The sequence below is a fragment of the Nodosilinea sp. LEGE 07088 genome, from assembly GCF_015207395.1.
GTDB lineage: Bacteria > Cyanobacteriota > Cyanobacteriia > Phormidesmidales > Phormidesmidaceae > Nodosilinea.
On record NZ_JADEWX010000027.1, the window covers coordinates 38841 to 51739 of the forward strand.

The window sequence follows — 12899 nt, forward strand, 5'->3', positions numbered from 1 at the left end:
ATGAATATTCAATTTCGACGACGCATCAAACGCCTAAGCATTCTGGCTTTGGAATTGATCGTAGCAAGTCTTATCTGGTTCAACTCCGCCCCGCAAGCCGCGACAGAACCCTGGATTCCGACCGTGCCCGTGCAGTGGGATGAGCAATATGCGCGGGTACCCGACTGGTCGCAGTTGACCTTTGCCAACCTGCCGCCGCTGCTCTCTGGCGGGGCCGTTGATATACCCAGCGATCTGGTCAGCAGTCTGGGCTACGACCCATCTCGAATCTGGCAGACCGGGCAATCAGTGGCTGAAGTGTTGAAGCTGGGCGATTTTCAGACCAGTCTGTATCCTCAATTGTTCAATCTCCAGACGCTGTCTCAGTTTGCTCAGATTGATCTGAACCAGGTGGCGTTAGGGGCTTTAGAACTGGTGGGCTGGCAGCGGGTTGAAGATTTAGTTGCTGCGATTCCAGGGCTAGGCAACCTACGGTTGGAGCAGGTACCACCCCTGGAAACCCTCATTTCTGAAGCACTGCCGGTATCGAGTCTCCAGGGACTCAACGGGAATGATCTCACCCTTGCCAACCTGCTGGCGGAGTTTCCAGATCTGGGCCAACTGAGCCTGGGTCAACTGGGCGAGCAGATCAATGCGTTTGCTCTGACTGATATCCCTGGACTAACCGATATCTCATTGCAAAACTTTCAGGACTGGGGCAACAGCACCATCAGCGGTGTGCCAGGGCTGACCTCGGTGCCGCTAGATCAGATGCCCAATCCGCTTTCAGGGGTCGGGGCGATTGGTCAAATCGATATGGTCTACGGCCAGGCCGAAACCCAACGGCAGTCAACTATTTCAGGCAGCAAGCAGGCGGGCTTTCAAGTCCCCTGCGAGGAATCATGCGCCCATGTAGAGTTTGCCGGTACTCCAGGTCTGCACGGCAAGCAGTGGATTTCGGGGCAGGTGCAGCAGGTGCCGGGAGGCGAAGGGTTTCTGTCATTTGCCAATGGCGGTCAGGAACCCACGGGACGGCATCCTTTCGGCGATGCGTTCAAGGTGACCCTTTGGGATATCGATGAATCCTCGGGCACGGTTAGCACCGCGCTGTTTTTCCGTATGTGTCAGCGGGGGGGCTTCTTGAGTCCGGATCTGGGTTGTACGCCCTACTTCATTGGCCCGGTTCCATTCATGACTTACCGGGAAACGGACTTCATGTTGGTGGGAGTGTTGGAGGGTGGTAGTGGTGGCCAGGCGACTTCGAATCTGCCCGTAGTATCGGCTTCTTCGGGCGGGTTGGGGCATCCAGCTTCGCAAAGAGCGCAACCACAAGCCGCTGATCTGAGCAGTTTACAGCCCTGTGAGCCTAGCGAGGACGGGCTTGACCTGGGGTCACTCTCAACCGCTATTTCTACTTTCAGCCGTTATCCCACGGCCATTGGCCCCTATGGCTGTGATGCCCAGGGCCACTGCGGTCGCCGGTTGGGACAGTACCCCTTGATGAGCTACCAGCCTGAAGTGCAGGTCATGATTGCGGCTCAGCCTGGAGGGCAAGAGTTTCTTGAGCGGATTGAGTCTGGAGCTGAGGTTAGCGCCGACGAGGTAGAGCGATTCTTGCCAACAGCCACCCAAGCCCATCTAGTGAAGGAATCCTTGCAGGCTATTGCTGAACAGACCCAGGTGGAAGGGCTATCCGATGCTGCCCTGATTGAGCGCATTGGCCAGTACTACTTCGGCGGGCCAGGAGTGCCAGTTGAGGGCACGGTGGCTGACATTCAAGGCCAGGTCTTTCTCAATTCCAAAACGGCTTCGCTGAGACAGGCCTACGCCCAGACTCAAGGCTGTGTCGCCCAGAGAGGTGGCCAGGGATGAAACGATTTAAGCCCCTTTTATTCAGCCTGGTGGTCGTGCTGATTCTGGCTATTTGGCTTTGGCCAAGGCCCTCTCAAACTAGCTGGCGCTTAGCCCAGGAGGTGGCTCCTTTGCCACTTCTGAGCCAACTGATGCAGGACAACCTCAGCCCTACTTTCCCGGTCGATCCGGGGCAGATGCAAATTTGGAAGGTACAGGTTGCAGGGCAACGCCAGCCGCTGTACCTGGTGGATTCTCGGGTTAAAAACAGTGAGACGCAGCCGCTCTGTGGGGCGATTGGTTGTGCATTTTTTGGCTACACCCCTAAGGACACTGGCTTTCAGCGGGTGCTGGCCACCTATCTCAATCCCCATGTACCCCCAGGTCGCGACCTGATTGAGCCAACGGCAGCGGTTGAGAACGGGCTACCCCAGCTGGTTGTGAATCAGCTGGGCGCTGAAGGCTTTCAGCAATACACCCTGGGCTTCAACGGTGAAGTCTACGAGATTCAGCAAATCGATACTTTGGCCAGATTATGACGACATCCTCTCAACCCCAACGCCCTCTGGATTTCAGTATCCTGCGGGACACGGCCCAACCCTTCCTGGACTCCGGCATGGGTATCTTGCTGCTCGGCCTGGTGGTGCTGTGGGTGGGGATGAGCCTGTTTGGCAACAGCACCAACAAGAACAAGCTGGCGACGGGGCGCTTTGCGGGGAAGGCAGAACGGCGACGGGCCAAGGCTCTGGGGCGCAAGCAGCAACAGCAGAAGCATCCGGCCAAGGTGCCGCTTAAAGCTGGGGATCTCGATATTCCTCAGGCCCAGCAGAGCATTGTGGTCGCCGGAGCCCCGGACTCGGGGAAGACCTACAGCATCATTGACCCGGCGATTCGCTCGGCGATCGCCCAGGGATTTTCCATCGTGGTCTACGATTTCAAAGGCAGTCAGCTTGCCGCCCATGCCGCCTGGGCTGCCAGCCAGGGTTATCAAGTCGATGTCTTCGCTCCCGGCCAACCCTACACCGGCATCTGCAACCCGCTCGATTTTCTGGAAGATGAAACCGATGCCCTGATGGCCTCACAGCTCGCAGCGGTGCTGCAAAAGAATACCCAGCGGGACGGCGGCTATCGGGATAACGACTTCTTCAATAGTGCCGGTACCAATCTGGTTGAGGCGGTGATGCTGCTCGCCAAGCGCACCCCCTACCCAGACCTGCTGATGGCAAACAAGATTTTGAATCTTTCCAACCTGCCAGGGCGCATCCGGCAGGCGGGGGAGTCGGGATGGATTCCGCCCTGGACGATGGAAAGTTTTAGCCAGCTGATTGCTTCCGAGGACGCTGACAAGCAGATTGCCGGGATTGTCGCCACCGCCCAGCGCACCTTCAAAACCTTTACCGGCAAGCAATTGGTCTCCAGCTTCTGCGGCCAGACCACCATTCCGCTGGATATGACGGGCAAACGCATTCTGTTCTTGCAGGTGGACATCCAGAAGCGCGATGCCGTGAGCCCTCTCTTGGCTGCCATCCTCCACCTGATCGTCACCCGCAACTTTGCCCGACCTCGATCTGAACCGCTGGTGATCGCCCTCGATGAGTTGCCGACGCTCTACCTGCCGGATCTGCCCAAGTGGATCAACGAGTTTCGCTCCTACGGGTTTGTGGGGCTGCTGGGCTACCAGAACTTTGCCCAACTCCAGCACATCTATGGGCGCGATCTCTCCAGAGCGCTGTTTGCCGCCTGTGGTACCAAGGTGTTCTTCAACCCCAAAGACCGAGAGACGGCCCAGGAGTTCTCGGGTTATCTAGGTGAAAAAGACGTGCGCATCTACACTCGCTCCCGCAGCCAGGGCCGCTACGGCAGCAACAGTCGTTCTGAACAGTGCCAGCGGGTGCCGCTGATGACAGCGGATCAGATCCTCAAGCTGGATCAGGGGGAGTGTGTGTTTATCAATCCGGCTTACCGGGGTGGGGGCGAGGCCTCGGTGCCGCTGCGGGTGCGGGTGAAGGTGTCTAAGCAGGAACAGAAAATCCAGGAGCGCAGTGAAGCGCTGTGGCACAGCACGGTGCAGCCAAAACTCATTGCCCGTTGCCAAAAGCAACAGACGCTGAGCGATCTGGATGCGGAGAACCAGTCACGCAAGGAGATGGCTGAACGACTGTTTCCAGTACCGCTCAATCAAGAGAAAGCCTTTTTAGGGTCATTTGCCGATTCCGATATTACCGACGAAGAATTTGATGAGGCGTATCGACAATGAAGCACGATTTAACGACCTGGGATTTATCTCCAAAAACAGCTATTTTCCTGGAACGGCATCCTGAACAACTCCCAGCTCTAGCTGAGGCTAAAGCCCTACCGCCTTTGCCCCCAGGCTACGTACCACAGGTGATAGAGGTCTTGTTTGACGATGTGCCCTATCTCCGATCAGTCGGCGGAGTGTTGATCTTCTCCAGAGACTGCCTGCCCGATTATCAGCCTGGCTGCGTGGAATATCGCCTGGATGACCAACTGGCCTTTTTTCAAATCGGCGGTGAGGTGGTGGTTGATCGGTTGGGCGGTCTGGCGCTGGTGCAGGGGAGGGTCGCATGAATCCCTTTGTGATTAGCCCTCAAGAGGCTCAGGCCATTCAAGAAGATGAAGTGCAGCTGGTGATGGCCTTGACGCAGGTGGGTCAGCGGCTAGCGATGACATTCCAGCAGTCGCCACCACTGCCCCAAGCAGGGCAAGATGAATTGCGGATTCAGCTGGGTCAGCGGGTGGTGTATGGGCAACTAGCCGATGGCACGATTCGGCGAGAGCTGAACCCCAACAGCCTGAAGGTGATTCTCGATGCCATTCAGCAGCCGGTCACCCCAGGCGTTGATCCAGCTGCGTACCGAGGCAAAGTCCCGGCGATTGAGATCCGAGATCGCGGCACGGTGCTATTTCGCGAGGAGCGCGATGGGGTCATTACCGTTAACCAAATTCAGATGCAGATTGGGGAGGCTACCGAACAAGCCCAGACTGCTACTCCCGGCCCAATCATGAATGGCCAAAATGGCCACAACGGGAAAACCCCTGAAGCCCCATCGCCCGATTTGACGGTCACCCCAGATGTTGCGGCTCAGGTTGACCCAGAGGGTGTAGCTCAGATCGCAGCCCGGATGATCAACCCGCTCAACGAATCGAAACCTATTTACGATGCTGTAGCCGTAGGCGACTACCAAATCAAACAGAGTGGTCACCACCTAAGCATTAGTCGCGACAACCAGATAATTTTGGTGGTGCGCGATGGGGCGGTAGTGTCCAATCAATTGCAGGACAATGATCGGGCCGCATTTCTGGAACTGGAGACGCGGCTTTCTCCAGCGGTAGCAGCAGAGGTGGCTTCGCCAGAACTATCCCGCAATGGTTCAACCCCACCAGCGATCGCCGTACTGAACCAGGAAGTGGAGCGGTTAGGGAATAACCCAACCAAGACCCTGTTGAAAGCGACGACAGAGCCCTGGCAATCATCAACGCTGGATGTTCGCGTGACCCAATGGCTCAGCCAAAACCTGGAGAACCGGCGCAATCAACAGATGGCGCGGGCGGTGGTGGAGCTGTTTCAGAGGGGACACGAGCGTACCGGAGAAAACCTTTACCAGATCGGCGACTACAACCTTAGCCACAAAGGGGCTGGTGACTACAGCCTACGCGACCAGCGGGGAGAGCTGATGCAGGTGCGGGTGACGAGGTCTGCCGGGCTGGGCCAGAGCATCGAGGTGGTATCAGTGGCCGAGCGGCTTAGTGACTTTCAACGGCAGGAGTTAAGCCGCCTGCGCCACAACCGGGCCGCTATGCCACAGGGCAAGCTGGACGTGGAAGCCGTCTATGCGGATCGCACACGCCGGGTCGAACATACCGTTCGGGGCTTCCTTCAAAGCCACGTCTACGCCAACACCTGGAACAAGGAAGGGGGCCAGTTCAAGCTGGAAGTGGGCACCGACGACCTGCTGCGGATTACCGACAAGTGGGGGCGCGGGGTGGTGTTTGAACGCCACCATAGCAACGTCGTCTCGCGACTGAACCAGCAGGATTTGCTGCACTTTGAGCGATTGGAGCAGCGGATGCAGCTGGTTCAGCAGCAAACCCAGCGTCAGCCCAAAGCCCAGATGGAGCTGGGCTGAACCACCACCGCAATCAGGGATTCTCCGGCATCTACCTCAATCGTCTATTCCCGGAGACCATCACCATGGGTCATCCTCAGCTGGCTGAGGTCTATGCGTCTTACTTTTTGTCGGGGCAGGGCTTTGGCTCCATTGTTGAAGCTCGACGGTTTGCGGCGACTGTTCTTGGGGAGTCTGTCCAGCCGGGCACTGCCTTGGCCAAAACCGTGGATGAGTCCGTTGAAGCCGCAGTAGTGCGGGCTGGGCGGCAAGTGGTGGAGAACTCAGCCACGACTCACGACGCCTATGATCAGCTGGTGGAGTTGCTCCAGCGACAGCCCAATTTAAGCGTGCGGTCATCCACCTCGGTGCTGCAACAAGCCTACAGTACACCGATTCCGATCGCCTATCTGGCCTCTGTGCTCGGGAGCATCAATGCTGAAACCACCGTGTACGAGCCTACGGCAGGGAATGGAGCGCTGCTGATTGGGGCCAATCCAGCCGGGGTGATCGCCAATGAGCTAAATCCAGATCGCTACGGTGAACTTCAAACCCGTGGCTTTCGCCAGCTTACCCAGGCTGATGCCCTGATCTACAAGCCTGAGACCCAGGTGGATGTCGTCATCTGCAACCCGCCCTTTGGGGTGGTCAAAGACGAGCAGCGCCACACCCGGCGCTTTCCCATCGCTGATACCTGGACAACCCAGATCGATCAGGTGATCGCCCTGAAAGCGCTGACGGTAATGAGGGATGACGGTCGAGCCGTACTAATTTTAGGAGGCAAGCAAGGTCGTGAAGACGAACTCCGCTCGGAGCGCTACAACAGCCGTGAGAGTCGTGCCTTTTACTATTTGCTTTATGCGAATTATCGGGTCACTCAGCATGTCTCGATCTGGGGTGACCTATACCGCAAGCAGGGAGCCGGTTTTCCCATTGACGTGATTGTGATTGAGGGGCGGGGGCAATCAGAACGTCCGCTGCCTGCCGCTGAAGTGCCTGCTATCTACAAGTCGTTTACTGAATTAAAGGAGCTACTTCCCCATGAACCTATCCACCCGGCCCGTATCCCCCTGGACATACCCGTTCATGAGTCATCGGTACCCCAGCTTTCCCAACCTTTGGACACTGGAGGGACTGGGGCTACTATTCATCGTCAAGGTGCCACTAGCGCTAGAGCAGCTGAGCAAATCGACTTACCTGCAGCTGATGCAAACTCGGCTGGACATAATGATTCAGGATTCCGTCTTAGAAACCTCCCAGATCGAGACGCAACAACTGCTGGCCACCATCCTCAGCGAATTGGACTGGGCTCAGGAGATTCCGATCCTGGAGCCGGACGACGACCCGGACTTCGCCCTGGAGTATTGGCGGCAGCAGTGGGCGGAGACCTTGATTCGGAGCAACTGGCGGTTTCGGGAACGACTCGGCTATTACGGGGGGATCTTTCCGGTAACGCCCGTAACCCCCAGCTATCCGGATTACCTGGACTGGTTGAGCCTCCACGACGAGACCACGCTAGAGGCGTGGCTGAACGAACTGAGTCTGTAGCCCTTCACCCAGAACTCATCATGAATACTCCTGTTTCAACCGGCGAGGCTATGGCACCGTCGGCAGACACGTATGATGTCCAGCCCCGGCAGGTGGCCTATGTGCCCAAAAGCAAGGGCTTTTCGACTCAGACCTTGATTCCCTTCAATATGGCCAGTGCGGCCCAGCAGGCGCTGGAGCGCTTTGAGCAGCAGCACGGCGACATTGATACATACCTGGCTACCCGCCTGGGATACGGTTCTGTGGCTGAACTCCACACCTATTTCAGCGCTGAACAGGTCGATGCTTCAGCTCTGGCGATTAGCAACATTGAGAAGGGGGCCGGGTTCATCACGGGCGACCAGACCGGCATTGGCAAGGGCCGCATCTGCGCCAGCATCATGCGCTACGCCCAGCAGCAGGGTAAGTTTGCCCTGTTCATCACCAAGGACAAACCGCTCTACGCCGACATGATGCGCGACGTGGGGGATATTGGGATGCGGCGGTTTTCGCCCTTCATTACCGATACCGGCACCGAGATTCCATTGGCCAATGGCGCGGCGCTGAAGACGGCAGGGGCGGCGAAGCAGCAGGCGGAAATGCAGGCGATGATTCAACAGGGCAACCTGGGACGCTATAGCGCGGTGTTTACGACCTACAGCCAGCTTCAGAGAGTGGGGAAGAAGGAACCCCTGCGGCGCACGTTCCTCAGACGCATGGCTCCAAACGCCATCTTGATCCTTGACGAAGCCCACCAGGCCGGGGGCAGCAAGGGCGGATGGAAAGAAGCCGGGCCACCCAACCGGGCCGACTTTGTGCGGGAGTTGATTGACCTGTCCTCAGGGGTGTTTTATTCCTCAGCGACCTATGCCAAGCGGGCTGATGTGATGGATCTCTATGCCCGGCGCACCGACCTGAGGCTAGGCGTCAGCAGTATGACGGCACTGGAGAACATCTTGACGCGAGGTGGGGTGCCGCTTCAGCAGATTGTTGCCAGTAAGTTTGTCGCCTCGGGGCAAATGCTCAGGCGGGAGCGCTCCTATGAGGGCATTTCCTTTCAGGCCAAGACGGTGCCGGTGGATCGGGAGGTCGCGGACGACTTCTCGGCAGCGATGCGAGCCATTAAGGATTTTGACCGGGCCAAGCAGAAGGCGGTGAAGGCGATTGGTAATGAGGCGAAGGCGGAGGCAAAAGCCTTGGGCGAGGATGGAGCGATTGGCGAGGTGGGAGCCAGGAGTACCAACTTCACCTCGTTAATGCACAACTGCATTGAGCAAGGGCTGCTGGCCCAGAAGGCGGATGCGACGGTAGAAGAGGCCATTGCGGCCCTGAATCGGGGTGAAAAGCCCGTGATTACCGTGGCCAACACCATGGGCAGCTTCATCGAGGCCTATGCGGAGTCCCAAGATTTGAGCCCTGGGGATGCGATGAGCCTCTCCTTTGGGGATCTGCTGGAGCGGTATCTGGAGCGCTCCAGAGACGTGGTGGTGACAGACTACCGGGGCCACTCCACTCGGCTACGCCTCAGTGATGACCAACTCGGAGCCGATGCCGTTCTGGCCTACAAGGAAGCGCTGGATTGTATTCGCGAGAGTGATTTCACCGGCATTCCCATTAGTCCGATTGACTACATCGAGCAGCAGTTGGAGCGCTCTGGCTACCGGGTTACCGAAGTCACCGGGCGGACGGCGGGCATCGAGTATGGGGCCGATGGCACTATGGCCTACAAAGTGCGACTGGGGGAGGAAACCACCGCTAAGGGCAGGATCGATGCCGTGGCCCGGTTTAATGCCGGAGATGCCGATGTCATTCTGCTCAACTGCTCGGGCTCCACCGGCATCTCGCTCCACGCCTCGGAGAAGTTTGCCGACCAGCGGCCTCGACACATGATTGTGGCCCAGGCGGAGCGGGACATCAACGTGTTCATGCAGATGCTAGGCCGGGTGCATCGTACCGGGCAGGTGGCGCTGCCTGCTTATACGCTATTAATGGGAGATCTTCCAGCGGAAAAGCGACCGGGGGCAATCCTCTGTCGCAAGATGGCGAGTCTCAATGCCAACACGACGGCGGCACGGGAGACCGATATCTCGCTCAACACCGTCGTAGATTTCATGAACCCCTACGGCGAGCAAGTGGTGACGGAGCTGTTGGCGGATGACCCCGAACTCAACGCCAAGCTAGATTTTCCTGCTGCCAAGGCCGAAAACGATGCCTCCGATATCGCCCTGATTAAGAGGGTGACGGGTCGGATTCCGCTACTGCCCATTGCTGAACAAGAAGCCGTCTATAGCCTGATTGAGTCGGAGTACCGCGACCTGGTGGAGCAGGCGCGGGCGATGGGGGAGAACATTCTGGAGGCGGATCAGCTGGATTTGGAGGCCAGGCCCCTAGCAAGGATGGAGGTGATGGCCGATGACAGCGAGACGGCCAGCGAGTTTACGGGGCCGGTGTATCTGGAGCTGGTGGAGGCCAAGAGTGAGAGTAAGCCGCTGACCCAGCTTCAGGCGATTAATGTGGTGCGGGAGTCGGTAGGGTTGGCGGAGGTGGGGGCGGTGGAGGCCCACGACCCGGATGATTTGGCTGTACGGGCCAGGCAACAGGTGACGGCGACAATTACCGAGTTGGAAGCGGAGACCAATCGCTACCGGCAGGCGGCGATCGCCCAAAAGCAAGACAGCAAAACGATTGAAAAGCTGAACGACCGCATTGAGCAGCAGCTTATGCATGTCTCTGGCGTCCTGGAACAGTTCGTACCGGGCACACCGCTGCGGTTGGTGACGCCTGCCAGTAAGACCATTCTCTATGGCGTAGTGGCGGGGGCGGATGCGAAGAAGCGATCCGGGAGTCCGGCAGCACCGAACCGCTGGAAGCTGAGAATTCTCGTCGCCGATTCCGCTCGACAAATTACGGTGCCGTTGTCGAAGTTCAACACCGGGCGGTCGGGGGCGATCGATGCCACGGTGCAAACGGAGGACTGGTTTGGCAATAGTGTCTATTCCCTGTTCGACATGCAGCAGGAAGCAGGGCGGGTCAACCGGCAGATCTTCACGGGGAACCTGATCAAGGCGTTTGAGAAATACTCCAACGGCAAGCTGGTGAATTACACCGACTACCGAGGAGAGGTGTGCCAGGGGCTGATTATGCCCAAGGGCTTCGATATTGAGTCAGAGCTGACGAAGGAGCCGGTGGCCTTTAAAGAGCCGCAGCAGGTGTTTCGGTTCTTGACGGAGCTGACGAATCGGCAGGGGGCGGTGAAGACTCTCGATGAGTTGCTGTTGTTAAAGCCGCAGCAGGCGGGGGACGGGTTCATCCTGCAAGCGCCGAAGTCGAAGGAGTCGGGCGGGCGGTATTACCTCGATGAAGACTTGATTGCGGCGGCGGGGTCGGATTTTTATTCGGTGGCCGATCGCATGGAAGTCGTCATTCCTCCAGAACGACTGGAGCGGGTGCTGGGGGTGGTGATGCACCAGCGGAACTATACCCTGGCGGCGTTTGAGTTTAAGGAGGTGGCGCGACAGTTGATGGGAGTGTCGCTGCCAACACTGGAGAAGGTGGAGATACAGAAGGTGAAGCCCCCGGTTGTTTCTCAGCCGGTTGTGTCTGCGATCGCCAGTCAACCCAGTCCAGAACCAGCAGAAAATCTGGCGTCACCAGTTGTCCCCGATCTGCCCCCAATGGGCCAGCTAGAGAAGCGGATTCTGCGGTTTTTGAGGAATGCGGGGATTGAGCAGGAGGTGATGAACTCCCAGGAGTTTCACCTGCGGATCGAGAACGAGCCGTTCATTCCGCTGGTGGTGGAGCGGCAGGGCAATGAGTTGTATCTGACCCACTACCTGACCCAGAACGGCGATATGTTCATCGACTCGGAGATGGTGTTTCGGGTGCGCGGCGAGGGTCAGATCGAGTTTAAGGAGACGGCGGTGCAAAGTCTGCGGGGTGGGGAGTCGAGGCTGCCCGATCGCGCCTTTGCCCAAATTTTCTCCAAGAATATTGTGCAGCAAGGGTTTGCTGAAGCAGCCCAGGCTCAGCTTCAAGCCCAGGCAGAGCCCGCAGTGGAGCCGGAACCGGAGGATGGGCGATCGCGGATGCCCAGCGATATGCGCCAATACCTGGAGGTCAAAGACCAGTATCCTGATGCGATCGTGCTGGTGAAGTCGCCGGATCAGCGGTTCTATGAAGCGTTTTTTGAGGGTGCTCGGCCATTGATCGAACACCTGGAGATGATCGGCACCAGCATGGAATCTGGGGTGAAGGAACTGGGGCGGGTGCGGGTGGCAGGGTTTCCGGTGGAAAGTCTACACAAGTATCTGGACAAGTTGGCCCAGCAGGGGGAGGTGGTAATTGCGGACTTAGAGGGGGCGATCGCCGTCTATCCCCATCAACCGCCTGCCCTTGCTCTAGAAGAACCACCGCAGCCTGAGCCTGAACCTGAACCTGTGGTTAACGCTCCAGGCGTTAAGGAACCTGAATTTCAGGTGCAGAGCTTGTTTGATGTGGAACCCTTTCGGACGGGCCACTCCATGGGCCAAGCGCTACGACCTACCCCCGATCCGCGGTGGCAGCAGGAGCAGGCGACAACAGTATCCGCGCAGGAGTCACCATCCCCCCGTCTGCCCCAACCCAAGTCCGTAAAACCTGTTCAAGGGCCAACGCTTCAAGAAGGTGCTGACGAGGTGCGAGGAGCGGATTTAGAGGATGTGGCGGCGCATCTGGGGTTGGAGTGCGATCGCCACGATAAGCACAAGTGGCGCAATGGCGATCACATCATCAGCATCAGCGGGCCTCTATTTATGGATTGGCTTGAAGATTCGGGGGGGCGGGGTGCCATCGACCTGGTAATGCATGTGCAGCAAATGGAGTTCAAAGAGGCAGTTGAATGGCTGTCGGGCCGGGACTTTTCTCAGCGACCGGCACGGGTGAGTAGCACTGCTCAGGTGAAAGACCTGGATCCTCGGACGTTAGAGATACCGGAAAACTGCTCACAGCGATGGGATGCAGTGCGGGAGTATTTGGTGGAAGGGCGAAAGCTACCAGCTGTGCTGGTGGATCGGCTCCATGAGCGGAGGTTAGTCTATGCCGATCAGTACCAAAACGCAGTGTTTGTGCGGCACAGTCTGCAAGCGCAATCGTGGCAGCGGGGGGAGGTTGTGGGGGCGAGCCTGCGGGGTACTTGGGGAGAAGATAACCATTTCCACGGGTTAGCGCCAGGTTCAGCTAGAGACCAGGGATGGTTTTGGATTGGCACGGGGCAGGGGCCAGTGAACCGGGTGCTGCTGGTGGAATCGCCGATTGATGCGATGTCGCTAGCGGTGCTGGATCGAGCGCAGCGAGGGCCAGAGGGGGTGTCGATTTACCTCTCAACGGATGGCTCGGGTGGGGTGCCGGGGGAGGCACTGAAGACGGTGCTGCGGAGTG

General features: G+C 58.1%; 6 protein-coding genes. All 6 read left to right on the plus strand.

What is annotated here, in order from left to right; genetic code table 11:
- Complete coding sequence (locus tag IQ254_RS09225) at positions 1-1851, plus strand: hypothetical protein (protein WP_193965877.1); 1851 nt, start codon at positions 1-3, stop codon at positions 1849-1851.
- Positions 1848-2369, plus strand: coding sequence for a hypothetical protein (locus tag IQ254_RS09230; protein ID WP_193965878.1), 522 nt, complete (start codon positions 1848-1850; stop codon positions 2367-2369). Before IQ254_RS09225 ends, IQ254_RS09230 begins: the two co-directional genes overlap by 4 nt.
- Entirely contained in the window at positions 2366-4087 is a 1722-nt protein-coding gene (locus tag IQ254_RS09235; RefSeq protein ID WP_193965879.1) for a type IV secretory system conjugative DNA transfer family protein, read from the plus strand. Before IQ254_RS09230 ends, IQ254_RS09235 begins: the two co-directional genes overlap by 4 nt.
- Positions 4084-4419, plus strand: a complete 336-nt coding sequence (locus IQ254_RS09240) for a hypothetical protein (RefSeq protein ID WP_193965880.1) — start codon at positions 4084-4086, stop codon at positions 4417-4419. The genes IQ254_RS09235 and IQ254_RS09240 overlap by 4 nt, the downstream gene beginning before the upstream one ends.
- Complete coding sequence (locus tag IQ254_RS09245) at positions 4416-5978, plus strand: hypothetical protein (protein ID WP_193965881.1); 1563 nt, start codon at positions 4416-4418, stop codon at positions 5976-5978. Before IQ254_RS09240 ends, IQ254_RS09245 begins: the two co-directional genes overlap by 4 nt.
- Before the next feature lie 65 nt (positions 5979-6043).
- A partial coding sequence (locus tag IQ254_RS09250; RefSeq protein ID WP_193965882.1) for a strawberry notch C-terminal domain-containing protein occupies positions 6044-12899 on the plus strand: 6856 nt, incomplete at its 3' end.